Annotated in this window: 26 protein-coding genes; 4 read left to right on the forward strand and 22 right to left on the reverse strand. The window is 71.7% G+C overall.

Annotation, left to right across the window (positions count from 1 at the left end):
- Window positions 1–5: 5 nt before the first annotated feature.
- The 10 genes from SD460_RS28120 to ruvC form a co-directional block, all read right to left on the reverse strand.
- Window positions 6–347: a hypothetical protein gene (locus tag SD460_RS28120; protein ID WP_290061688.1), complete on the reverse strand. Its 342-nt coding sequence runs from the start codon at window positions 345–347 to the stop codon at window positions 6–8.
- Window positions 347–2011, reverse strand: coding sequence for an AbeC-like domain-containing protein (locus SD460_RS28125; protein ID WP_290061689.1), 1665 nt, complete (start codon window positions 2009–2011; stop codon window positions 347–349). The genes SD460_RS28120 and SD460_RS28125 overlap by 1 nt, the downstream gene beginning before the upstream one ends.
- A gap of 237 nt (window positions 2012–2248) precedes the next feature.
- Entirely contained in the window at window positions 2249–4597 is a 2349-nt protein-coding gene (locus SD460_RS28130; RefSeq protein ID WP_290061690.1) for a RelA/SpoT family protein, read from the reverse strand.
- A 168-nt stretch (window positions 4598–4765) separates the two neighbouring features.
- On the reverse strand, window positions 4766–5284 hold the full coding sequence (locus SD460_RS28135; protein WP_318306959.1) for an adenine phosphoribosyltransferase: 519 nt from the start codon (window positions 5282–5284) through the stop codon (window positions 4766–4768).
- A 1-nt stretch (window position 5285) separates the two neighbouring features.
- Window positions 5286–6503, reverse strand: a complete 1218-nt coding sequence (gene secF / locus SD460_RS28140) for a protein translocase subunit SecF (protein WP_290061692.1) — start codon at window positions 6501–6503, stop codon at window positions 5286–5288.
- Window position 6504: 1 nt separating this feature from the next.
- Window positions 6505–8304 (reverse strand): protein translocase subunit SecD, encoded by a 1800-nt coding sequence (gene secD, locus SD460_RS28145; RefSeq protein ID WP_318306960.1) that lies wholly within the window; start codon window positions 8302–8304, stop codon window positions 6505–6507.
- Between the two features lie 217 nt (window positions 8305–8521).
- The gene (yajC, locus tag SD460_RS28150; protein WP_290062482.1) at window positions 8522–8935 is read right to left on the reverse strand and encodes a preprotein translocase subunit YajC; all 414 of its coding nucleotides are present in this window, start codon (window positions 8933–8935) and stop codon (window positions 8522–8524) included.
- A gap of 120 nt (window positions 8936–9055) precedes the next feature.
- Entirely contained in the window at window positions 9056–10123 is a 1068-nt protein-coding gene (ruvB, locus tag SD460_RS28155; RefSeq protein WP_318306961.1) for a Holliday junction branch migration DNA helicase RuvB, read from the reverse strand.
- Window positions 10124–10131: 8 nt separating this feature from the next.
- On the reverse strand, window positions 10132–10728 hold the full coding sequence (ruvA, locus tag SD460_RS28160) for a Holliday junction branch migration protein RuvA (RefSeq protein ID WP_290062478.1): 597 nt from the start codon (window positions 10726–10728) through the stop codon (window positions 10132–10134).
- Entirely contained in the window at window positions 10725–11309 is a 585-nt protein-coding gene (gene ruvC, locus SD460_RS28165; RefSeq protein WP_290062477.1) for a crossover junction endodeoxyribonuclease RuvC, read from the reverse strand. The genes ruvA and ruvC overlap by 4 nt, the downstream gene beginning before the upstream one ends.
- A gap of 75 nt (window positions 11310–11384) precedes the next feature.
- Between ruvC and SD460_RS28170 the strand changes: the two genes are divergently transcribed.
- Window positions 11385–11825: a cupin domain-containing protein gene (locus tag SD460_RS28170; protein WP_290062476.1), complete on the forward strand. Its 441-nt coding sequence runs from the start codon at window positions 11385–11387 to the stop codon at window positions 11823–11825.
- On the opposite strand, the gene SD460_RS28175 is transcribed toward SD460_RS28170, so the two are convergent.
- The 5 genes from SD460_RS28175 to SD460_RS28195 form a co-directional block, all read right to left on the reverse strand.
- Entirely contained in the window at window positions 11822–12373 is a 552-nt protein-coding gene (locus tag SD460_RS28175) for a DUF4262 domain-containing protein (protein WP_290062475.1), read from the reverse strand. The two genes, SD460_RS28170 and SD460_RS28175, sit on opposite strands and share 4 nt — an antisense overlap.
- Before the next feature lie 86 nt (window positions 12374–12459).
- A complete protein-coding gene (locus SD460_RS28180; protein WP_290062474.1) occupies window positions 12460–13215 on the reverse strand; it encodes a YebC/PmpR family DNA-binding transcriptional regulator in 756 nt (251 codons plus the stop codon).
- A 41-nt stretch (window positions 13216–13256) separates the two neighbouring features.
- Complete coding sequence (pdxT, locus tag SD460_RS28185) at window positions 13257–13874, reverse strand: pyridoxal 5'-phosphate synthase glutaminase subunit PdxT (RefSeq protein ID WP_290062472.1); 618 nt, start codon at window positions 13872–13874, stop codon at window positions 13257–13259.
- 178 nt (window positions 13875–14052) lie between these two features.
- Window positions 14053–14373: an AzlD domain-containing protein gene (locus SD460_RS28190; protein ID WP_318306962.1), complete on the reverse strand. Its 321-nt coding sequence runs from the start codon at window positions 14371–14373 to the stop codon at window positions 14053–14055.
- Window positions 14373–15065 (reverse strand): AzlC family ABC transporter permease, encoded by a 693-nt coding sequence (locus SD460_RS28195; protein ID WP_290060767.1) that lies wholly within the window; start codon window positions 15063–15065, stop codon window positions 14373–14375. The genes SD460_RS28190 and SD460_RS28195 overlap by 1 nt, the downstream gene beginning before the upstream one ends.
- A 68-nt stretch (window positions 15066–15133) precedes the next feature.
- Between SD460_RS28195 and SD460_RS28200 the strand changes: the two genes are divergently transcribed.
- A complete protein-coding gene (locus SD460_RS28200; RefSeq protein ID WP_290060769.1) occupies window positions 15134–15697 on the forward strand; it encodes a helix-turn-helix domain-containing protein in 564 nt (187 codons plus the stop codon).
- Window positions 15694–16644 (forward strand): toll/interleukin-1 receptor domain-containing protein, encoded by a 951-nt coding sequence (locus SD460_RS28205; protein WP_290060771.1) that lies wholly within the window; start codon window positions 15694–15696, stop codon window positions 16642–16644. The genes SD460_RS28200 and SD460_RS28205 overlap by 4 nt, the downstream gene beginning before the upstream one ends.
- Before the next feature lie 53 nt (window positions 16645–16697).
- On the opposite strand, the gene pdxS is transcribed toward SD460_RS28205, so the two are convergent.
- From pdxS to SD460_RS28220, 3 genes are all read right to left on the reverse strand, one after another.
- Window positions 16698–17618 (reverse strand): pyridoxal 5'-phosphate synthase lyase subunit PdxS, encoded by a 921-nt coding sequence (pdxS, locus tag SD460_RS28210; RefSeq protein WP_290060772.1) that lies wholly within the window; start codon window positions 17616–17618, stop codon window positions 16698–16700.
- Between the two features lie 90 nt (window positions 17619–17708).
- Window positions 17709–18692, reverse strand: a complete 984-nt coding sequence (locus SD460_RS28215) for an ArsR/SmtB family transcription factor (RefSeq protein ID WP_290060774.1) — start codon at window positions 18690–18692, stop codon at window positions 17709–17711.
- Window positions 18693–18722: 30 nt separating this feature from the next.
- Window positions 18723–20165, reverse strand: coding sequence for an FAD-binding oxidoreductase (locus tag SD460_RS28220; RefSeq protein ID WP_318306963.1), 1443 nt, complete (start codon window positions 20163–20165; stop codon window positions 18723–18725).
- A 129-nt stretch (window positions 20166–20294) separates the two neighbouring features.
- Here SD460_RS28220 and SD460_RS28225 point away from each other — a divergent pair, with 129 nt between their 5' ends.
- Window positions 20295–22403, forward strand: a complete 2109-nt coding sequence (locus SD460_RS28225) for an elongation factor G-like protein EF-G2 (protein ID WP_290056509.1) — start codon at window positions 20295–20297, stop codon at window positions 22401–22403.
- Between the two features lie 57 nt (window positions 22404–22460).
- Here SD460_RS28225 and SD460_RS28230 read toward each other — a convergent pair whose 3' ends face one another.
- Genes SD460_RS28230 through SD460_RS28245 form a run of 4 tightly spaced genes read right to left on the reverse strand, consistent with a single transcriptional unit; the run spans window position 22461 to window position 23790 of the window.
- On the reverse strand, window positions 22461–22964 hold the full coding sequence (locus SD460_RS28230; RefSeq protein ID WP_290056508.1) for an XdhC family protein: 504 nt from the start codon (window positions 22962–22964) through the stop codon (window positions 22461–22463).
- A gap of 12 nt (window positions 22965–22976) precedes the next feature.
- Window positions 22977–23243: a hypothetical protein gene (locus SD460_RS28235; RefSeq protein ID WP_290056507.1), complete on the reverse strand. Its 267-nt coding sequence runs from the start codon at window positions 23241–23243 to the stop codon at window positions 22977–22979.
- Between the two features lie 32 nt (window positions 23244–23275).
- Window positions 23276–23533: a hypothetical protein gene (locus tag SD460_RS28240; RefSeq protein ID WP_290056506.1), complete on the reverse strand. Its 258-nt coding sequence runs from the start codon at window positions 23531–23533 to the stop codon at window positions 23276–23278.
- Window positions 23530–23790, reverse strand: coding sequence for a hypothetical protein (locus SD460_RS28245; RefSeq protein ID WP_290056505.1), 261 nt, complete (start codon window positions 23788–23790; stop codon window positions 23530–23532). The genes SD460_RS28240 and SD460_RS28245 overlap by 4 nt, the downstream gene beginning before the upstream one ends.
- Between the last annotated feature and the right edge of the window lie 10 nt (window positions 23791–23800).

The raw sequence follows: 23800 nt of genomic DNA on the forward strand, positions 1-23800 counted from the left end.
GTGGCTCAGGTGAAGATCTTCTGGACCTGGTCGGAAATCTTCGCCACCAGCTCGGAGAACTGGGCGAGCCCGCCCAGCAGGCCCTTGACCTTCTCCCACCGGCTGCGCACCACCGCGGGCTCGGCGGCGTCGGCGTCACGCAGGTCGGCCGCGAGGTCGGTCAGCGTGTCCTCCAGGACCTCCTGCTTCGCCAGCTCCTGGCCGCGCACCTCGGCCGTGAGGCGCTCGACGAGCTCCAGCAAGGACGAGACCGCGGCCTCTCCCCCGCCGCCCTCGATGCCCGTCTGGGTGATGTCGCCCGAGTTGTCGCGTCCGATGCTGACCTTGTTCGAAATCCGGTGTCCCATCAGGCCTCCGTCCTGGTCGCCCCGCCGGGCTTGCCGGACGGGCGCGAGCGCTGGCCGCGCACCCCGGTCTGGGTGATCGGGGCGCGGTTGTCACCCTCGATGGTGACGTCGTTGTTGACCACGACCGCCGCCTGCTCGTCGAACTTGGCGGTCGAGAACCCGGCGTCGGCCAGGAGCTTGCCGATCGCCGGGAGCAGCCGGCTTTCGATGATCTTCTCGTAGCGTTCGATGTCCACGAGCTGGAAGTAGTCGGTGAAGCGGTTCACCGAGCCCAGTTCGCGCAGCGTCTGCGCGGCGCCGTAGCGGTCCGGGTCGAGGACGCCGGGCTCGCGCCCGGGCCGCCGGATCCAGGACGCCAGGTTCGCGATCCGGCCCGGCAGGCTCGCCGGCATCTCCAGCCACGACAGCAGTCCCTGGCCGAACGGGCGCAGCGAGTCCGGCCGCATCTTGTCCACCGCCCGGTATTCGGCCTTGACCGGCGGCAGCATGAACGGCGTCCACTCGACGTACAGCGTCGTGTCGTCCACCGCGACGTGCAGGAAGGTGGTCAGCACCAGTTCCCGGTCCCAGGTTTCGACCTGGAAGCAGAGGTAGTAGCGCGCCCATTCCTTCGGCTCGGTCCGGAGCCGCTCGACGTGCGCCTCGGGCAGCCGGGTGAGCGGCGGGCGCTCGATGTCCGGCAGGTAGGCCGCGGCTTCCGGCTCCGCCAGGTGGTCGATGAGCTCGGCGGCCGGGGTGAACACCGCCTCGGTCACGGTCAGCCCGGCCAGCCGCCGGTCCGGCGACAGCGCGCTCGAGGCGCGGAGGTTCGCGATCGCCGCGCGGATCCCCTCGTACAGCGCGACGGTGGTGAGTTCCGGCCGGGGCTCCGGCGCGTCCTCATCGTCTTCGACGCGCTCCAGCGGGATCGCCATCGACCAGGCCGCCCGCCGGAACCCGGCGCCCACGAACGGGTTGTAGCCGCGGTACACCACCAGCGGTGCACCCGGCGCGCCGGCGAATTCGTCTTCCCCGCGGTACCGGGCGAGCTGCCCGCGGAAGTCTTCGGTGAACGCCCCGCTGAGGCTGCCGGTGTCCGGCGCCGGCGGGGCCAGGCGCCGGAAGCGGGTCGTCAGCAGGTTCCACAGCGACCACCGCTCCATCGTCACCACCACGAGCACCACCACGGCGAGCACGATGCCGACCACCAGCCGGGCCGTGCCGCTGCCGGAAGTCTCGTCGTAGTAGTCGTCGGCCCGCACGGCGTACCGGCTGCGGGGGTCCTCGAAGAGCACGTCCGAGTAGGTCAGCACCAGCCAGGCGACCACGATGGAAAGGCCGATCACGACGAGCGTCTTCGGGTTGAAGGGCCGCTGGGTCGAGTAGGCGGTCTTGCCCGCCCGGGCGGCCACGAGCAGGACCGACAGCACGATCCAGGCGTACAGCAGCAGGTTGTCCCACGACAGCGCGACGACGACGGCCATCAGCAGCACCAGGATCACGTCGTAGTTCTTCCGGCGCGCCCGGGCCCGCACCGCTTCGGTGAGAACGCGGCCCGCGTCGATCCCCGGCGACGCCGGGACCGGCCGGGTGGGCTCGACGAGGAATTCCTTGATCGCCCGGGTGCTGTAGCCGGGGTCGAGGTAGGACGCCGCGCACAGGTACCGCGTGGTGTCGTCGGACATGCTGCTCCTTCCGGCGCAACCGCGCATTTCCGGCCCACCTGCAATTTGCAGACCGTAGCATGCTGCCGACGATTCCAGGGACGGTATTTAGACCGTGGCCACCGTTCCGGGAATCGTCGAAGGACAATTCCCGGACACGACGTGACGACAATTCCGTTAACCGTGCTCGGCGCGCCCGATCAGGTCTTCGCTGCACTCCCGCAGCACTTCTCCCAGACGGTGCACGGGTGTGCGGCCCTAGGAAGCCGACGTCACGCGGTAGACGTCGTAGACGCCTTCCACGCCGCGGACCACCTTGAGGACGTGGCCGAGGTGCTTCGGGTCGCCCATCTCGAACGAGAAGCGGCTGACCGCGACCCGGTCGCGGGACGTGGTCACCGAAGCCGACAGGATGTTGACCTTTTCGTCGGCCAGCACCTTCGTCACGTCCGAAAGGAGCCGGTGCCGGTCGAGCGCCTCGACCTGGATCGCCACCAGGAACACCGACGACGCCGACGGCGCCCACTCGACCTCGACCAGCCGCTCGGGCTGGGACTGCAGGTCGCCGGCGTTCGTGCAGTCCGTGCGGTGCACCGAAACGCCGCCGCCGCGGGTCACGAAACCGAGGATCTCGTCGCCCGGCACCGGGGTGCAGCAGCGGGCGAGCTTGGCCCAGACGTCGCTGGCGCCCTTGACCACGACGCCGACGTCGTTCGAACCGCGGCGCCGGGTGACGGTCGAGGGCGTCGCGCGCTCGGCGAGCTCTTCCTCCGCCGCGTCGACGCCGCCGATCAGCGCGACCAGGCGCTGGACGACGTGCTTCGCGCTGGTGTGGCCCTCCCCGACCGCCGCGTAGAGCGACGAGATGTCGGCGTGGCGCAGCTCGGTGGCGACCGCGCCCATCGACTCCGCGGAGACCAGCCGCTGGATCGGCAGGCCGACCTTGCGGATCTCCTTGGTGATGGCTTCCTTGCCGCCTTCGATCGCCTCGTCGCGGCGTTCCTTGGCGAACCACTGCCGGATCTTCGCGCGCGCCTTCGGCGAGCCGGCGAACTGCAGCCAGTCCCGCGACGGGCCCGCGTTCTCCGCCTTGGAGGTGAAGATCTCGACGACTTCGCCGTTCTCCAGCTTCCGCTCGAGCGCGACCAGGCGGCCGTTGACGCGGGCGCCGATGCAGCGGTGCCCGACCTCGGTGTGCACGGCGTAGGCGAAGTCGACCGGCGTGGACTCCACCGGAAGCGTGATCACGTCACCCTTCGGCGTGAACACGAAGATCTCGCGCGAGGCCAGTTCGTAGCGCAGGGACTCGAGGAAGTCGCCCGGGTCCGCCGCTTCCCGCTGCCAGTCGAGGAGCTGGCGCATCCACGCCATCTCGTCGACGTCCATGGCGTTGCCGTTGTGCGTGCCCTTGGTTTCCTTGTAGCGCCAGTGCGCGGCGATGCCGTACTCGGCCGTGCGGTGCATCTCGTACGTGCGGATCTGCACCTCGAGGGGCTTGCCGTCCGGGCCGATCACCGTGGTGTGCAGCGACTGGTAGACGCCGAAGCGCGGCTGCGCGATGTAGTCCTTGAACCGGCCGGGCACCGGCTGCCACAGCGCGTGGACGACGCCCATCGCGGCGTAGCAGTCGCGGACGTCCTCGACCAGGATCCGTACGCCGACCAGGTCGTGGATGTCGTCCAGGTCGCGGCCGCGGACGATCATCTTCTGGTGGATCGAGTAGTAGTGCTTCGGCCGGCCCTCGACCTTCGCGGTGATCCGCGACGAGACGAGGTTGCTGGTCAGGTCGGTGATGACCGAGCGCAGGTAGATGTCACGAGAGGGCGCGCGGTCGGCGACCAGGCGCACGATCTCGTCGTACTTCTTGGGCTGCAGGATCGCGAACGCGAGGTCTTCCAGCTCCCACTTGACCGTGGCCATGCCGAGCCGGTGCGCGAGCGGGGCGAGGACTTCCAGCGTTTCGCGGGCCTTGCGGGCCTGCTTCTCCGGCGGCAGGAAGCGCATGGTGCGCATGTTGTGCAGCCGGTCGGCGAGCTTGACGACCAGGACGCGGGGGTCCTTGGCCATCGCGATGACCATCTTGCGGATGGTCTCGGCCTCGGCGGACGTGCCGAGCTTGACCTTGTCGAGCTTCGTGACGCCGTCGACGAGCTCGGCGACCTTCTCGCCGAAGTCGGCCTTCAGGCTTTCGACGGCGTACCCGGTGTCCTCGACCGTGTCGTGCAGCAGCGCCGCGACCAGGGTCGTGGTGTCCATGCCCAGCTCGGCGAGGATCGTCGCGACGGCGAGCGGGTGGGTGATGTAGGGGTCGCCGGACTTGCGCCGCTGGTTCCGGTGCAGCTCTTCGGCGACGTCGTAGGCGCGCTGGAGCAGCCCGAGGTCGGCGTTGGGGTGCAGCTCGCGGTGGATGACGGCGAGGGGCTCGAGGACCTGCTTGACCGGGGCGGCGCGCTGCGCGGTGATCCGGCGGGCGAGGCGGGCCCGGACGCGGCGGGTCGCGGACGGGCTCGGCGCCGCGCCGTTCGGCTTCGGCGGCTGGGCCGCCGCCTGCCCGTTCTGCTGGGCGCCCTCTTTCGAGGGCACCGCGGCGTCGAGCTCCTGGCTCACCCGCACCTCCTGCTGCTCGTGCGGCCTTCGGACCACCAGGGTAGCCGTTGCGCCTCGCAGCCCTGTCGGGTGCGCCCGTTCAGGGGGATGCCGAGGCTCCGACCAGCGGGTACCCGCCTCGTGAGTGTTCGGTCGGGTTCTAACCCGACCGAACACTCACGACCGGGGTCAGCAGGTCTGGAGGGCGTGCACCTTCCGGCCGCCGAGGACCTGGCGGCCGCCCAGCGCGCCGAGCTCGAGGACCACCGACACGCCGTCGACGACCGCGCCCGCGTCCTCCAGGAGCTTGCCGGTCGCCGCCACCGTGCCACCGGTGGCCAGGACGTCGTCCAGGATGGCGACGCGCTGGCCCGGCCGGACCACGCCGGCCGGGAGCTCGACCGTCGCCGTGCCGTACTCCAGCGCGTAGTCGACGCGGCCCGCCACCTGCGGGAGCTTGCCCGGCTTGCGGATCAGCACCACGCCGAGACCGCGGGCGTACCCGACGGCCGCGGCGAGGAGGAACCCGCGGGCTTCCACACCTGCGAGCGCCTCGACGCCGGGTTCGAGCGTGGCGGCCAGCGCGTCGGTGACCGCCCGGAACGCGCCCGCGTCCGCGAAGAGCGGGCTCAGGTCGCGGAACAGCACGCCGGGCTCGGGGAAGTCCGGCACCTCGGCGATCAGGCCGAGTGCCTCGTCCAGCTCCACGTCAGCGCTTCCGCTTGCCCGCCGGGCGCTGCTTCTGGATCCGGGCGGGGACGCTGGCCGCGGCCGCGTACGCCTTCTCCTTGCGCAGTTCCTTGGCCAGTGCGTCGTCGTCCGTGGCGTCGAAGTCCTCGTCGCCCGCCGCCTTGCGCGCCTGGGTGACGCGGCGCTGGCGGACGCGCTCGGCCTGCTGCGCGTACTTCGGGTCGCGCATCTTGAAGTCGACCAGCAGCGGCGTGGCCAGTGCCACCGACGACAGGACGCCGACGAGGGTACCGGTCAGCTGCACCAGCGCCAGGTCCTGCAGCGTGCCCGAGCCGAGCAGCACGTAGCCGACGACCAGCAGGCCCAGGATCGGCAGCAGCGCGATGAACGCCGTGTTGAACGACCGCATCAGGGTCTGGTTCAGCGCCAGGTTCGCGGCCTCGCCGTACGTGCGGCGGGTCAGCCCGAGCAGGCCGCGCGTGTTCTCGCGGACCTTGTCGAACACCACCACCGTGTCGTAGAGCGAGAACCCGAGGATCGTCAGCAGGCCGATCACGGTCGCCGGCGTGACCTCGAACCCGATCAGCGAGTAGACACCCGCGGTGACCAGGATGTCGTGCAGCAGCGACACGAGCGCCGCCACGGCCATCCGCGCGTCGAAGTAGATCGCCAGGAAGATGACGACCGCGACGAGGAACACCCCGAGCGCGAGCAGCGCCTTCTGCGAGATCTCCCCGCCCCAGGACGCGCTCACCGCGCTGTCGCTGATCGTCTGCGCGCTGGGCTGGCCGTTGCCGGCCTTCGGACCGAGGTCGTTGAACAGGCCCTGCTTGAGCTTGGCGACGTCGGCCGCGTTCAGCGTGTCGGTGCGGATCTGGATGGTCGCCGCGTTGCCGCTGCCGACCTTCTGCGCCTCCGAGGCCGGGCGGCCGAGCGCCTTCTGGAACGACTCCTTCGCCTGCTCCTCGGTGATCACGCCGTGGATGCCGTTGGCGGGCATCTGGATCTGCGTGCCGCCCTCGAACTCGATGCCGAGGTTGAAGCCGCGGAACACCATCGACGCGAGGCAGACCAGCACCAGCGCGGCGAAGAACATGTACCAGCGCTTGCGCTTGCCCACGACGTCGAACGCGCCGGTGCCGACGTACAGCCGGTGGAAGACGCTTTCCTTCTTGCCGGGCTTGGCGGCCACCTTGGCGTCGCCGTCGGCGTCCGTACCCAGTTCTTCGACCCCCACGTCAGGCCTCCTTCACGTTCGCGCGGCCGACCGAGGTCGACTTCTTCCGCTGCGAACCCAGTTGCTGCACGGCGCCGAGGCCCAGGTTCCTCGGATTGGACAGGAACGCGTTCTTGGACGTGGACACGATGGCCACCAGCGGGTGCGTCACCAGGTACACGACCACCAGGTCGAGCACCGTGGACATGCCGAGGGTGAACGCGAAGCCCTGGACGTCACCGACCGCGATGACGTACAGGATGGCGGCGGCCAGGAAGCTCACCGCGTCCGAAGCCAGGATGGTGCGCCGGGCGCGGACCCAGCCGCGCGGCACCGCGGACCGGAACGTCCGGCCCTCCCGGATTTCGTCCTTGAGCCGTTCGAAGTAGATGACGAACGAGTCCGCCGTGATCCCGATGGCGATGATCAGGCCGGCGATGCCCGCGAGGTCCAGCGTGTAGCCGATCCAGCGGCCGAGAAGCACCAGCACCGCGAACACCAGCGCGCCGGACAGGGCCAGCGACAGGATGGTGAGCACGCCGAGCAGCCGGTAGTAGAACAGGCAGTAGACGAACACGACCAGCAGGCCGATGCCGCCGGCGATCAGGCCGGCCTGCAGGGACGCGAGGCCGAGGGTCGCCGACACCGTGGTCGCGTCCGACGACGCGAACGACAGCGGCAGCGAGCCGTACTTCAGGATGTCCGAGAGGTCTTTCGCCTCGGTCTGCGTGAACTTGCCGGTGATCTGGGTGTTGCCGTCGAGGATGGCCACCTGGATGTTCGGCGCGGACACGACCTGCGTGTCGAGCACGAACGCCGCCTGCTGGCCGGTGTTCTTCGAGGTGAAGTCCGCCCAGATCTTGGTGCCCTCGCCCTTGAAGCTGAGGTTCACCACCCACTGGCCGCGCTGCTGGTCGTAGCCCGAGGTCGAGTCGGCGATCTCGGTGCCCGGCAGGAACTCCGGCTCCAGCAGGTACTTGTACGTGTCGTGGTCACCGCAGGCGACCAGCGGCAGCTTCGGGTCGTCGTTGCCCTCGAGGGGGTCCTTGGCGTTGGGCGCGCAGGTCAGCGCCGCCATCGCCTTCGCGACGAGCTCCTGGTTCGCCTGGCCGTCGGCACCGATCAGCTTCGGGTCCTGGCGCACCGCCTTCGCGGCCTGGATCTGCTTGGCGGTGTCCGCGTCGACGGACCCGTCGTCCGCCGGGGCGGGCGCCTGGCTCGACGGCGGCGGCGTGGCGCTGCTGCTCGGCGCGGCCGGGGTGGTGCTCTGCTGCTGCGCGGGCGCGGCGGCGGCACCGCCACCCCCGGCGGCCGGGCTCGACGGCGGCGCGCTCGAGGCCGACGGCGGCGCGGAACTGCTCGGCGCGCCGGACGTCGGAGCACCGGACGTCGGCGTGCCGGTGGCCGGCGGCGGGGTCGTCGGCTGCGGCGGCACGACCGGCTGCGTCGCGTTCGCGACGACCTTCCGGAAGCCCAGCTTCGCGGTCTTGCCCAGGTTCTTCGCCTGGTCGCCCTGCTCACCGGGGACGGTGATGACGACGTTGTTGCCGTCGAGGAGGACCTCGGTGCCGCTGACGCCGATCCCGTTGACGCGCCGTTCGATGATCTGGCGCGCCTGGTTCAGGGACTCCCGCGTCGGCTGGCCGCCGTCGGGCGTGCGGGCGGTGAGCGTGACCCGGGTGCCGCCCTGCAGGTCGATGCCCAGCTTCGGGGTCGGCTTGTGGTTGCCGGTGAGGAACACCAGCGCGTACAGCGCGATCACGATCAGGGCGAACAGGGCGAGATAGCGTCCCGGGCGGAGATGCCCGGCTGAAGCTGCCACAGTGCTTCGGTCTCCTCGGACGGGGTGGACCCCAACGTTGCGGTGCCCGCCCGGAGGGTTACCGGGAGGGACTGTGTGCGATTCACTCCCGGGCACGGGTATGACGGCGGACACGCACGCAGCACCGAGACACTACTCGGTGCTGCGTGAGCCCGGCGTTGCAGGCCACACCGACTTTCGTCGGGGCTTTCGCGGCGTGCCCGGGAGGAACGCGGGGTTACTTCTTGCCGTGCTCCAGCGGCGGCGCCACCTGCGCGGTGGTCTGCGGCTCTTCGGCCTTGGCGGCGGCGTCGGACTCGGTGATCGACTCCGCGGCGGGGGCGTCGGCCGTGTCCACGTCGTCGGTGGCGTCCTCGTCGGTCTCGACGACCGGCTCGACCTTCTCGCGGACCGCGAGCCGCAGCCAGGTGGTGACGACGCCGGGCGCGATCTCGATGTCGATCGTGGTGTCACCGGACGTGTCCGCGACGGTGCCGTAGAGACCCGAAGTGGTCATCACGCGGTCACCGGGCGCCAGGCTGTTCTGCAGATCCTGCTGCGCGGCCTGCTGCTTCTTCTGCTTGCGCGTGCTCATGACCAGCGGCACGGCGAGGACGAGCACGAGCAGCAGGGGCAGCAATAGCTGTTGCATGATTCTCCGTTCGACGGACACCGGGCCCAGCCGAAATGTCCGGTTTTTGGGTATGTGCTCTGGTCAAGTGTGCCAGGTACCAGCGCGGACGCCAGCACCCACCCAACGGTTCCGCGCCGCTCAGTCCTGCTCGAACGGCGAGAGCCCGCCCGGGTCGGGGCGCCCCGGGTGGTCGGCGGGCGGCACCAGGCCGAGGTGCTCCCAGGCAGCCGCCGTGGCGACCCGGCCCCGCGGGGTGCGGGCGAGCATACCGGCGCGCACCAGGTAGGGCTCGCAGACCTCTTCCACGGTGGTCGCCTCCTCCCCCACGGCGACCGCCAGCGTCGAAATCCCGACCGGACCGCCACCGAACGACCTGGTCAGCGCGGTGAGCACGGCCCGGTCGAGCCGGTCGAGGCCGAGCTCGTCGACGTCGTAGACGGCCAGCGCGGCGCGGGCGACCTCGAGGGTCACCTTGCCGTCGGCGCGGACCTCCGCGTAGTCGCGGACGCGCCGCAGCAGCCGGTTCGCGATGCGGGGCGTGCCGCGCGAGCGGCCGGCGATCTCCTGGCAGCCGTCGCGGTCGATCGGGATGTCGAGGATCGTCGCCGCCCGGCGCACGACCAGTTCCAGCTCGGTGTCGGTGTAGAACTCCATCTGGCCGGTGAAGCCGAACCGGTCGCGCAGCGGCCCGGTCAGCGAGCCCGACCGCGTGGTCGCCCCGACCAGCGTGAACGGCGCGATCTCCAGCGGGATGCTGGTGGCGCCCGGTCCCTTGCCGACGACGACGTCGACCCGGAAGTCCTCCATCGCGAGGTACAGCATTTCCTCGGCGGGGCGGGCGATCCGGTGGATCTCGTCGATGAACAGGACGTCGCCGGGCGCGAGGTTGGACAGCATCGCGGCGAGGTCGCCGGCCCGTTCGAGCGCCGGGCCCGAGGTGATCCGGATGGCCGCGCCGAGCTCGGCCGCGACGATCATCGCCATCGACGTCTTGCCCAGCCCGGGCGGGCCGGACAGCAGGACGTGGTCGGGCGGCACGCCGCGGCGGCGCGCGCTCTCCAGCACCAGCTCCAGCTGCTCGCGCACACGCGGCTGCCCGACGAACTCGTCGAGCTTGCGCGGCCGCAGCGTGCCCTCGACGGTCTCCTCGCCGGTCTGGGCCCACGCCGAGAGGGCTTCCTCTTCCTCCACGGCTTCATACTCCACGGCCGCGCCTACCGCTTCCGGCCGAGGGTGGCCAGTGCGGCGCGCAGCACGCTCGCCGTCGTGTGGCCGTCACCGTCGGCCAGGACCTTGTCGACGGCCTGCTCGGCCTGCTTGGCCGGGAACCCGAGCCCGGCCAGCGCCTCGACGACTTCGGCGCGCAGCGCGCCGGGCGCGGTGACCGCGGGCGCGCCGTCGGCGCCGCCGAGCGCGGTGACCTTGTCCCGCAGCTCGAGGGTGAGCCGTTCGGCGCCCTTGCGGCCGATGCCGGGCACCGACGTGAGCACGGTGATGTTGCCTTCGACCAGCGCGGCGCGCAGCTTTCCGGGGTCGAGCACGGCGAGGGTCGCCAGCGCGAGCCGCGGCCCGATCCCGGACACCGTCTGCAGCAGCCCGAACAGCTCGCGCGCGTCGGCGTCGGCGAACCCGAACAGCGTCAGCGAGTCCTCGCGCACGACCAGCGCCGTGTGCAGCCGGGCTTCCTCGCCGCGGCGCAGGGTCGCCAGGGTCGCCGGGGTGGCCTGCACGGCGAAGCCGACCCCGCCGACCTCGACCACGACGTGGTCCAGGCCGACACTGAGGACTTCTCCGCGTACCGACGAGATCATCGTGCTGCTCCTGGGTTCTTCGCTTGCTTCGCCGCGGCGGCGAGGCGGGCCTTGTGGGTGCGGGCCATCTCGGCGGCGCGGGCTTCGGCCTCGGCGAGCCGCGCGCGCATCGGCTCCCGCCAGAGGTGGCAGATGGCCAGCGCGAGCGCGTCCGCCGCGTCGGCCGGGTGCGGCGCGACCTCGAGGTTCAGCAGGCGCATGACCATCGCGGTGACCTGCGCCTTGTCGGCGCGGCCGGAGCCGCTGACGGCGGCCTTGACCTCGCTGGGCGTGTGGAACACGACGGGCAGGCCGCGGCGCGCGGCCGCGAGCGCGACCACCCCGCCGGCCTGCGCGGTGCCCATCGCCGTGCGGACGTTGTGCTGGGCGAAGACGCGCTCGACCGCCACGGCCTGCGGCTTGTACCGGTCCAGCCACCGCTCGACCTCGTCGGAGATGCCGAGCAGCCGGTGCGCCAGGTCGGCGTCGGGCGGGGTCCGCACCACGTCGACGGCGACGCAGCGGACGGCCCGGCCCTTGCCGCCGTCGACCACCCCCAGGCCGCACCTGGTCAGACCGGGGTCGACCCCGAGCACCCGCACCCGCTTTTCCCTCCGCCGCGAACATCCGTTCGAGTTCGCAGGTTACTGGGCGCGGGCTGCGGCAGGATGGGTGACATGCCGGAGCCGAAGGATTTCGTCACCCACCTGGGTCTTCAGCCGCTGCCCGTCGAAGGGGGGCGGTGGGCGCAGAGCTGGCGGTCGGACACCGGGTCCTCGATCTACTACCTGCTCATCGCGCCGGAGTTCTCCGCGCCGCACCGGCTGGACCGCGTCGAGGTGTACGCGCACCACGCGGGGGCGCCGGCCGCGATGGTGCTGCTGCACCCGGACGGCTCGGTCGAGCGACCGGTGCTGGGCACCGACGTCGCCGCCGGGGAGCGCCCGCAGGTGGTCGTGCCCGCCGGGACGTGGCAGGCGACGGTGACGACCGGCGAGTGGAGCTTGCTGGGGACGGTCGTCGTGCCGCCCTACACCGACGACTGCGTCGAGTTCGCGGCCGCCGCGGAGCTGGCCCGGCAGTACCCGGAAGCGGCGGACGACCTGCGGAAGTTCTAGGGGCCGTCGACGCCGGGGGTCCAGCTTTCGGGGTCGCCGCTCTCGGTCAGCACCGGCTGCCACGTGGCGAAGCCCTCGGGCGCGTCCGGGTGCCAGGGGAACTTGCCCTCCGGCGTCGCGACGATCAGCTGCAGCGCCGGGAAGTCGCCGTCCGGGTAGATGAGGAAGGCGGTGCCGAAGTACTCCGGGTAGTGGCCCTTGTTGACCCGCTCGAGCACGACCGGGACGCCGTCGAAGAAGTCGTCGTAGCGCTTGCCGACCTCGAAGATCTCGCCGTTGGCCGCGCGGTCGACGTAGGCGTCGAGCAGGACCGCGCCCATGTGGTCCGGGAGCCCGACGACGACGGCCTCGGGCACGTTGTGCAGCGCCCACGCGCAGGCGGTGAAGCAGTAGCCGGCACCCTCGTCGTCCCCGGCGACCGTGACGACGGCGTTCCCGCGTTCCTTCGCCTGTTCCTCGATCCACGCGACGAGACGCTGTTCGTCGGGTGTCAGTTCGGCGGCGAGATCGGCGGAGGCGGCGGGGGTCGTCGAGGTCACGGCGCACATTCTGCCTGACGATCCGGGGAGAACACAGGGCCCGGGCCGGAAACTTTCCGGCCCGGGCCCGAACGCGTTGCGGTGCTGGGGAAAACTCAGCCGACTTCGGCGAGGACCTCGTCCGAGACGTCGAAGTTCGCGTAGACGTTCTGGACGTCGTCGCAGTCTTCGAGGGCGTCGATCAGCTTGAAGACCTTCTTCGCGCCGTCGGCGTCCAGGGGGACGCTGACCGACGGGAGGAACGTCAGTTCCGCCGACTCGTACTCGAACCCGGCTTCCTGCAGCGCCTTGCGCACCGGGACCAGGTCGCCGCCTTCGGAGACGATCTCGAAGCTGTCGTCGAGGTCGTTGACCTCTTCGGCACCGGCGTCGAGGACCGCCATCAGGACGTCGTCCTCGGACGCGTCGCCCTTCGGCATGATCACGACACCCTTGCGGGTGAACATGTAGGCGACCGAACCCGGGTCGGCGAGGGAGCCGTTGTTGCGCGTGAGCGCGGTCCGGACCTCCATCGCGGCGCGGTTCTTGTTGTCGGTGAGGCACTCGATCAGCACCGCCACGCCGTTGGGGCCGTAGCCCTCGTACGTGATGTTCTGCCAGTCGGCGCCGCCCGCCTCTTCACCGGCGCCGCGCTTGCGGGCGCGCTCGATGTTGTCCTGCGGGACCGAGTTCTTCTTCGCCTTCTGGATGGCGTCGTAGAGCGTGGGGTTGCCATCCGGGTCGCCACCACCGGTGCCCGTGCGGGCGGCCACCTCGATGTTCTTGATCAACCGCGCGAAGAGCTTGCCGCGCTTCGCGTCGAGGTTGGCCTTCTTGTGCTTCGTGGTGGCCCACTTGGAGTGGCCGCTCATCTCTCCTCCATCTGTTCCGTACCCCGGCCGGGCACCGCGTCTCAGGCTGCCTTCCGCACGAGGTCGACGAACAGCCGGTGCACCCGCACGTCGGGCGTCAGCTCCGGGTGGAACGCGGTCGCCAGCACCGCCCCCTGCCGGACCGCGACGATCCTAGCGGTCTCGTCGTCCACCCCGGGCACGCCGCTGACCGTGGCCAGCACTTCGACGCCGTCCCCGGCCTTCTCGACCCACGGTGCCCGGATGAAAACGGCGTGCACGTCGTCGTCGATGCCGGCGAAGTCCAGGTCGGCCTCGAAGGAGTCGACCTGCCTGCCGAAGGCGTTGCGCCGGACGACGACGTCGAGCCCGCCGAGCTGCTGCTGGTCGGGCCGCCCGTCGAGGGTCTGGCGCGCGAGCAGGATCATCCCGGCGCACGAGCCGAAGGCGGGCATGCCTTCGGCGATGCGCGCTTTGAGCGGTTCCAGCAGCTCGAACGTCTCGAGCAGCTTCGACATCGTGGTCGACTCGCCACCGGGCAGCACCAGACCGTCCACTTCGGACAGCTCGGCGGCCCGGCGCACGGGCACGGCCCGCGCCCCCGCTTCGGCCAGCATGGCGACGTGCTCGCGCACGGCACCCTGCATGGCGAGCACACCGACCACCGGTTCCGACGACACCCGACCTCCCGAAAGACCTTCCCACCAGCCTAGACGCTGTAGCCGCGGAGCGACGCGGCAGGTCAGCCCGGCTCCCGGAGCGCCCCAATGTGGCGTTGGTTGCGTCCAGCGCACCCAATGTGGCGTTCGGTGCGTCCAACGCACCGAACGCCACATTGGGGCGCTTGAGGCCGAGCGGTCAGGGCACGCCGGCCAGGCGGAGCAGGGCCGCCGTCGCCGCGGCCGCCACGACCACCAGCACGAACGGCGCCTTCCGCCACGCCAGCACCCCCGCCACCAGCACGCCGGCCGGCCGGGCGAAGCCCGCGAAACCGTGGCCCTCGGTCAGCGCGCTGACCGCGACCAGCGCCGCCAGCAGCACCACCGCCGCCAGCGCCATCAGCCGCTCCGCACGCGGCGACAGTTTCACCCGGCTGCGCAGCACCGGCCCGGCGAAGCGGAACGCGAACGTCCCCAGCGCCAGCACCGCCGTGCCGATCAGCAGGTCCACGCCGTCCATCAGCGGGCCTCCTGCAGCTCGGGCTCCTTGGCCGCGACGCCGACGACGACCCCGGCCAGCGCCAGCAGCACCGGCAGCCCCGCGGGCAGGAACGGCGTCGCGGCCAGCGCGACCACCACCCCTGCCAGCACGGGCAGCCGCGCCGCCCGGTCGCGCAGGGCCGGCAGGACGAGGGCGAGGAGCACCGCCGGGAACGCCGCGTCCAGGCCGAAGACGTCGGTGTCGCTGATCGCCGTGCCCGCGAACGCGCCTGCGACGACACCGGCGTTCCAGCAGGCGAACAGGCCGATCCCGCAGACCCAGTACGCCGCGCGGCGCTGGTGCGCCTCGCGCTGGGAAAGCGCGAACGCGACCGATTCGTCGATCATCAGGTGGCTGCCCACGAGCCGGCCGGCCCACCGCCGGCCCAGGACGTCGCCGATCGCGAACCCGAACGGCAGGTGCCGCGCGTTGGCCAGCAGCCCGGCCAGCACGGCGGCGAACGGGTTGCCGCCCGCCGCCACGATCCCGATGAACATGAACTGCGACGCGCCGGCGAACACCAGCAGCGACATCAGCATTGGCAGCCACAGCGGGAAGCCGGAGCTCACCGCGATGGCACCGTAGGAAACGCCCACGAGACAATCGGCGACGCAGACCAGGCCGATGTCCCGGGTGACGCCCCGATCGAGTGTTCGCCATATCGAACGCATGTGTTCTATAGTGAACACTCGGGCCGGTGTTCGTCAAGATGAACAGACAGACCGATGGAGCGAACGGTATGGCACCACCACCCACGGGCGCACCCCTCGACATCATCGCGGCCTCCCTGCGCCGCGAGCGCACCCGAGCCGGCTTGTCCCTGACCGAGGTCGCGAAGCGCGCCGGCCTGGCCAAGTCGACGCTGTCCCAGCTCGAGTCCGGCACCGGCAACCCCAGCGTCGAGACGCTGTGGGCCCTCGGCGTCGCCCTCGACGTACCGTTCTCCCGCCTGGTGGAGCCGGAGCGGCCGAAGGTGCGCGTGGTCCGCGCGGGCAAGGGCCCGACGGTGTTCGCCGAACACGCCGATTACGCGTGCACGCTGCTGTCGGCGTGCCCGACGGGCGCCCGCCGGGACATCTACGTGGTACGCGGCGAGCCGGGCACGCCCCGGCGGTCCGACCCGCACATGACCGGGGTGGTCGAGCACATCGTGCTCTGCGCGGGCCGGGCGCGCGTGGGCGTGCTGGACGAGCCGGAGGAGCTGCTGCCCGGGGACTACATCTCCTATCCGGGGGATGTGCCGCACATCTTCGAAGCCTTGGAGCCCGGTACTTACGGGGTGGAGATTTCGGAGTACGTGTGAGTCACCAGCCGCACCCGGCAAGTCGATCGGGCACCGATCTGTTCATTTCTTACGCGCGGACCTCGGCACCGCACCGGGAGTGGGTTCGCCTGCTCGCCGCCCATTTGAAGGCGATCGGGTTCGACGTCTTGATCGACGCCGACGACGACTACGGCGACAGCCTGACCGGCTTCATGCGGCGCGTCACCGAGGCCGAGCACGTGCTCCTGATCGTCGACGACAACTACGTGGAGCGGGCTGACAAACTGCCGGATTCCGGCGTCGGCGTGGAGAATCGCTGGATCTCCGAGGTCTACGAAGACCGTCCGCCGACCTGGCTCTCCGTGCTGTTCAAGGGCAACCTCGGGCGCCGGCTCCCCGCTTGGCTCGCCCACCGGGAGCCGAGGGGGTTCCCGTTCGACCGCGATGAATCGAAGATCGATGACTTCCCCGGCTCCGAGCAGATCGAGGACCTCTGGCGCTGGATCGAGGGACTGCCGGCGAACCGCGACAGCCAGACGCCGATCGCCACCTTGCGCGAGCGTGCAGCGCGCCTCGAGAGGCAGGCGCGGAAGGGTGAGCCCTCGCAGTACCGGAGCCCAGCGCTGACGGGACAGACCTGCTTCAAGGTCGCCGACGCGCCCGACAAGGTGTTCCGCTGGGGTCTGAGCGCAGCTGAATTCGCCTTCAAAGTCAGCGAATGCGGAGCCGACTCGATCTATGTGTACAGCGATCCGGTCATGGCCGTGGGCGTGGTCAGATCCACGGAATTTCCGGACTCGGACCTGGAGCAGCACCTCACGCCGGGACGCACGGTCGTCGCCCACATCGGAAAGGTCGTGGTCCTCCTGAACGAGCACGGCCGCCTCGCCGTGGTCGAGATCTTGGACGTGCAACGGGAGCAGACCCGAGGCACTTACGTCGCGCCACACGTCACCTTCCGCTGGCGAGTCGTCGAGACCTCATAGCCGAACAGCGAGCAGCCCCGCAGCCGATCGGCCACGGGGCGGCTCGCCGCTGGTCACCAGCCGCGGTCGGCGAGGCGGTGCGGCTCCGGGAGTTCCTCCACGTTGATGCCCACCATCGCCTCGCCCAGGCCGCGCGAAACCTTCGCCAGCACGTCCGGGTCGTCGTAGAACGTCGTCGCCTTCACGATCGCCTCCGCGCGCTGGGCCGGGTTGCCGGACTTGAAGATGCCCGAGCCGACGAACACGCCCTCCGCGCCCAGCTGCATCATCATCGCCGCGTCGGCCGGGGTGGCGATGCCGCCCGCCGTGAAGAGGACCACCGGGAGCTTGCCCGCCTGGGCCACCTCGCGGACCAGCTCGTAGGGCGCCTGCAGCTCCTTGGCCGCCACGAACAGCTCGTCCTCGGGCAGCGACGTCAGCTTGCGGATCTCGCCGCGGATCTGGCGCATGTGCGTGGTGGCGTTGGAGACGTCGCCGGTGCCGGCCTCGCCCTTGGAGCGGATCATCGCCGCGCCCTCGGTGATGCGGCGCAGGGCCTCGCCGAGGTTGGTCGCGCCGCAGACGAAGGGGACCGTGAAGGCCCACTTGTCGATGTGGTTGGCGTAGTCGGCCGGGGTGAGGACCTCGGACTCGTCGATGTAGTCGACGCCGAGGGACTGCAGGACCTGCGCCTCGACGAAGTGGCCGATGCGGGCCTTCGCCATCACCGGGATCGAGACGGCTTCGATGATGCCGTCGATCAGGTCGGGGTCGCTCATCCGGGCGACGCCGCCCTGGGCGCGGATGTCGGCGGGCACGCGCTCGAGCGCCATCACCGCGACCGCGCCGGCGTCTTCGGCGATCTTGGCCTGGTCGGCGGTGACCACGTCCATGATCACGCCGCCCTTGAGCATCTCGGCCATGCCGCGCTTCACCTTGGCGGTGCCGGTGAAGGACTGGACGGTGCCACTGGGGGTGGTCTGCTGCTCGGACACGACGGGGCCTTTCCAGAAAGAGAACGGGGGGTGACCACTCCGAGCGTAGGTCGGCGGTGGACCCTTCAAGCAGGCCAGTGCGCGGCTATCTCAGCAGTCCACTTCCGGCACGCCGCCGACCAGGACTTCCGCGGCCCGCGTGCGTGCGTAGAGCACGTGACGTCCGGCACGGTGCCCGCTGACCAGGCCCGCGGCCTTCAGGACGCCGAGGTGCTGCGACACCGCCCCGGCGGTCAGCCCGGTCCGGCGGGCCAGTTCCGCGGTGGACGCCGGCGCGGCGAGCTCGGTCAGCAGCATCGCGCGGCCGCGGCCCACGACGCCGGCCAGCGCGGCAGGCGCGGTGGCCGTGCCGGTCTCCCACAGCGTCGCGATCCCGCGCGGCGGGTAGCGCAGCACCGGCTGCCACCGCGGGTCGGTCTTGGAGAACACCCGCGGCCAGACGAACGCCGACGGCACGAGCACCAGACCACGCCCGTCGAGCGGCACGGCGGCGTGCAGGTGCCGGTGCGCCACCGTGAGCGTGCCGCCCTCCCACCGGACCAGCGGCGTGAGGTCGTTGAACAGCTCGGCGGCCCCGCCCTGGGCGAGCAGCCGCGACCGGTGCAGCACGTCGGCCTCGAGCAGCGCCCGGATCCGCGGCCAGTCGGGCGCCAGCACGAGGTCCCAGTACCGCTCCATGAGCGTCGCGAGCCGCTCGAGGCCGGCTTCGGGATCGCGGTGGAAGCGGTTCAGCGCCGTCGACCGCGGCCCGGCCATCGCGTCGAGCTCGCGCCGGACCAGGCGGGCGGGGACGTCACGCAGGTCCGCGAGCTCGTCGGCCAGCTCGGGCAGGGGCGTCGACGGCGTGCCGGCCAGGAACCCGGGCAGGTGCCGCAGCGGGACGAGGTCGCGCAGCAGCCCGATGTCCAGGCCTGCCTCGTCGAGCGCCGCGGTGGCGCGCTTGACCCACGGCAGGTGCAGCGCGTGCGCCCCCGGCTGGTTGAGGACGCGGACGCTCGCGACGATCTCCCACGCCGGGGAGAACGCGAACCGGGTGTGCGCCAAGTCCTCTGTGGAGAATGCCAGGTCGAGCACGCGCTGCCTCTCTGCGAGATTCCGAGCAGCTTAAGTCGCTCCGATGTGGACGGTCGACCGGGGCTCCGAAAGTCCTTGCGGGAAAGCGAAAATTCCTCGCGGGTCATACTTCCGGGCGACCTCGCGCAGCCTCGGCAGGTTCACCCCGTAGTACGCCTCGGCCCAGTCCGGCAGCTCCGGGTCGAGGTAGTTGACGTACCCGGTGGTGCCGAATTCCGGGCCGAGCCCGTCGCGCACCGCGGCGAGCGCGCGCCGCGCCCCGGCCTCGCCGCCGTCGCCCGGGGCCGCGCCGTGCAGGAACTGGAAGCTGGCCAGCGCGGCGCGGTGCGGGAACGCCGTGTCCCGGGCGCCGACGCGGGCGATCGCGCCGCCGGCGGAGTCGATGAGCGTGCCCACGCCCGGATCGCGCACCAGCACCTCGACGACCGCGGCCGGGTCGGGAGCGGGCCGCAGCAGCATCCGCGACGTCCCGACGTACGCCGCCCGCGCCGCGGCCGCCCCGGGCCGGGACTCCGGCTCGTCGAACGACCGCATCGCGCTCAGGTGGTCGAGCACCCGCGTGCCGCGCTCGGCCGGTGGTGTGCCGACGCGGCGGACGAGGTCGTCGAGCAGCTCCTTCAGCCGGGCTTCGGTGCCGAGAAATGTACCGCCGGCGTTCGCGGTGACCGCGTCGATGTTCACCCCGCACCACAGCTCGTCCGGCATCGCGGGCAGCCACTCCTGCCACGCGGCGAACAACGCGGCCTGGGTGCCGGACGGGAATTTCAGCGCGAAGGTGACGACGTCGAGCAGCGGCACGGTCCGGAACGTGAATCCGGTGACGATGCCGAAGTTGCCGCCGCCCCCGCCCCGCAGCGCCCAGAACAGGTCCGGCTCCACCGACCGCGACACCGTGCGCACCCGCCCGTCGGCGGTGACGATCCGCGCGGCCTCCAGGTGGTCGCACGTCAGCCCGTACTTCCGGTCGAGCAGGCCGACACCGCCGCCGAGGGCGAGCCCGGCGATGCCCACCGTGTCGCAGCTGCCCGCCGGGAGCACCCGCCCGGCCGCGGCGAGCGCCGTCGCGATCGGCCCGAGCCGGGCGCCGGCGCCGATCTCCGCGCGGCCGTCCGGGCGCACCTCGACGCCCGAAAACCGGCTCAGGTCCACGACGATCCCGCCGTCCACTGTGGAATAGCCGGGGTAGCTGTGCCCGCCGCTGCGAGCGGCGACCGGCAGCCCGTGCCGCGCCGCGAACCCGAGGGCCGCCTGGACGTCTTCGACGCGCGCGGCGCCCACGACCGCCGCCGGCACCCGGTCGTCGTACATCGTGAAGAAACCCTGCTTGGCCTCCGGGTAGCCGGGGTCCGACGGGCGGAACAACGGCCCCGAGAGCCGTTTCCGCAGCCGCTCCCAGTCGTCCGGCGGCGGCCACCCCGCCAGGCCCGCCACCGGCACCGCTCCGGAAATCCGCAAGAAAGCCCGCCTGTCCACGTCACTCCCCCCGCCCCGTGTCCCCTGGGCATTCGGCTGGTCCCCGGGGCCCTGCCTTGCCGTGACCAGGGTAGCGGGTGTGTGATCGAGGACACATCCCGTACACCAGCCGTTCGCCGAGGAGTCGTCATGGCAGACAAACAAGCCAAGAACGCCGACACCGGGGCCGCCGTCGCTGTGGACGACCCCGCGAAGGTGCGCAACGTCGTGCTCGTAGGCCCGTCCGGTTCGGGGAAGACCACCCTCACCGAGGCCCTCCTCGCCGCCTCCGGCACGGTGCCCCGCGCGGGCTCGGTCGTCGACGGGACCACGGTGTGCGACCACGACCCCGCGGCGGTCCGCCAGCAGCGCTCGGTCGGCCTCTCCGTCGCACCGGTGCTGCACCAGGGCCACAAGATCAACCTGATCGACACGCCGGGGTACGCGGACTTCGTCGGGGAGCTGCGGGCCGGGCTGCGCGCGGCGGACGCGGCGCTGTTCGTCGTCTGCGCCGCCGAGGGCGTCGACGCGGCGACGGTCGCGGTGTGGGAGGAGTGCGCCGCGGTCGGGATGCCGCGCGCGGTCGTCGTCTCCCGGCTCGACCACCACCGGGCCGACGCGATGGCCGAGATCGCCGCCTGCCAGGCCGCGTTCGGCGCCGGCGTGCTGCCGCTGTACCTGCCCGCCGGCGACGGCCTGGTCGGGCTGATCACCCAGCGGTACTTCGACTACTCCGCCGGGTCCCCGCCGAAGATCGGCGAGCCGGATCCGGCCGAGCTCGAACGGCTGGGCGAGGCCCGCAACGAGCTGATCGAAGGGATCATCGCCGAGAGCGAGGACGAGTCCCTGATGGACCGCTACCTCGCCGGGGAGGAGATCGCCGAAGAAACCCTCATCGCCGACCTCGAAACCGCTGTCGCGCGCGGGTCGTTCCACCCCGTCATCCCGGTGTGCTCGACCAGCGGGATCGGCCTGACCGAGGTGCTCGACGGGATCGTCCGCGCGTTCCCCTCGCCGCTGGAGCACCGGCCGCCCGACGTCACCACGCCCGACGGCGGGACGCACGCCGCCATCACCGCCGACCCCGCGGGCCCCCTCGCCGCGGAGGTCGTCCGGACGGCCGTCGACTCCTACGTCGGCCGGGTGTCGCTGGTCCGGGTGTTCTCCGGGACGCTGCGCCCCGAGCGGCCGGTGCACGTGTCCGGGCACGGCCTCGCCGAGCGCGGCCACGAGGACCACGACGCCGACGAGCGCGTCGCGCACCTCTACTCCCCGCTCGGCGCGAACCTGCGGGAAGTGCCCTACTGCGTCGCGGGCGACCTGTGCGCGCTGACGAAGGTCGGCTCGGCCGAAACCGGCGACACCGTCTCCTCCCCCGACGACCCGCTGCTGATGGAGCCGTGGGCGATGCCGGAGCCGCTGCTGCCGGTGGCGGTGGTCGCGAAGACCCGCAGCGACGAGGACACCCTCGCCCGCAACCTCTCCCGGCTGGTCGCCGGCGACCCGACGCTGCGGCTGGACCGCAACGCCGAGACCGCGCAGCTGGTGCTGTGGTGCATGGGCGAGGCCCACGCCGACGTCGTGCTGTCGCGGCTGCGGGCGGGCGGCGCGGACGTCGACACCGAACCGGTGAAGATCAGCCTGCGTTCGACGTTCGCCAAGCCGGCCAAGGGACACGGGCGGCACGTCAAGCAGTCCGGCGGGCACGGCCAGTTCGCCGTCTGCGACATCGAAGTCGAGCCGCTCCCGCGCGGCGGCGGGGTCCAGTTCGTCGACAAGGTCGTCGGCGGCTCGGTGCCGCACCAGTTCATCCCGAGCGTGGAGAAGGGGGTGCGGGCCCAGCTGCAGCGCGGGCTGGCCGACGGGCACCCGGTGGTCGACGTCAAGGTGACGCTGGTCGACGGCAAGGCGCACAGCGTCGACTCCTCGGACGCGGCGTTCCAGACGGCCGGCGCGCTGGCCCTGCGGGAGGCGGCGGCGAACGGGCACATCACGATGCTCGAGCCGCTGGAGGAGGTGGCGATCCGGCTCCCGGACGAGCACCTCGGCACGGTGCTGGGCGACCTGTCGTCCCGGCGCGGCCGGGTGCTGGGCACCGAGGCCGACGACGGCGGCCGCACGGTGATCCGCGCGGAGGTGCCGGCGACGGAGCTCGTCCGGTACCTGATCGACCTGCGCTCGATGACGTCGGGCACGGCGACGTTCACCCGCCGCCACGCCCGTTTCGAGCCGATGCCGGAAGGGATGGCGGTCCACTGACCCGAGCTCGTGAGTGTTTAGGACGGTTAGAACCGTCCTAAACACTCACGACCGGCGTCAGAAGGCGAAGCCGCCGGGACGGCCGTTGCGGTCGGCGAGCAGGCCGGCGAGGGTCGCGATGGCGATCTCCGGCGGGGTGCGCGAGCCGATGTTCAGCCCCACCGGCCGGTGCACGCGGGCGATGTCGGACTCCGCGACGCCGAGCCCGCGCAACGCGGCCTCGTGCGGGCCCGGATGACGGGGGTTGCCGAGCACGCCTATCCACCGGGGCTTCTGGTCGAGCGCGGACTTCAGCACCTCGCCGAGCTCGGGCCGGTGGTGGTCGGTCACGACGACGTCCGCCGAGCCGTCCAGCGGGGGCAGCGTCGTGGCGGCCTCGACGCCCTCGGGCCCGTCGGTCACCCGCGCGGCGTCGGGCTCGTACAGCGCGACGTGGTAGCCGAGCTCGCGCGCGAACGTCAGCAGGTGCCGCGAAACCGGCGACGCGAACACCGCCACCAAGGTCCGCACGTCCGGGTCCGCCGCCGCGGTGCCGTGGGCGACGTCGCAGGTCTCACTCATGCGGCCAGTCTGTCAGCCGCCGCCTTGTTCGCCCACCGTCACGCGGAACTGCCACACGTCGGTCTTGCCTTTGACCAGCACCAGGTACCCGTCGGTCACGCGCAGGACGACCCGCTTCTGCGGCGACGACGGCCGCGGCGGCCGGTGCTGCTTGGCCAGCAGGTACGCCTCGCCGAGCGCGGTGTCGCGGTCGGGGTAGCCCGCCGCGTCGGCGACACCCCAGCCCCGGCCGTCGCCCGCGCCGCCCTGCTCTTCGATGACCACCCACCACGTACTCATGCCGGTCCGACGCGGCGGGGCCCGGGGTGGTTTCAGATCTCTTCGAGCACGCTCAGGCGGAAGTGGAAGGTCGACGTCCGGCCTTCGACGATCACCAGGTACCCGCCGGGACCGCGCAGGACTTTCCGCGCCTTCGGCGACCAGGGGTAGGCCGGCTGGTACTCCCGGGCGAGCCGCTCGGCTTCGGCTTCGGCCGTGGCCCGGTCGTCGTAGGGGAAGGTCTCGGACAGCGACCAGTTCCGGCCCTCACCGGCGCCGCGCTGCTCCTCGACGACCACCCACCAGCTCACGCCGGTGCCGCCACGGTCTCGCCGAGCGTCACGCGGAAGTGGAACGTCGCCGTGCGGCCGGTCGCGATCACCAGGTACCCGTCGCCGACCCGCAGCACCTTGCGCTCCTTCACGCTCGACGGGTGCACCGGCTCGTGCTCGAACGCGAGCCGTCGCGCGACCTGGTCGGCGTGCTCGCGGTCCCCGCCCGCCGGCTTCGTCTTGGTGACGTTCCAGGCGCGCGCGTCACCGGCGCCGCGCTGTTCTTCGACGACCACCCACCACACG

The organism is Amycolatopsis solani (assembly GCF_033441515.1).
Lineage (GTDB): Bacteria > Actinomycetota > Actinomycetes > Mycobacteriales > Pseudonocardiaceae > Amycolatopsis > Amycolatopsis solani.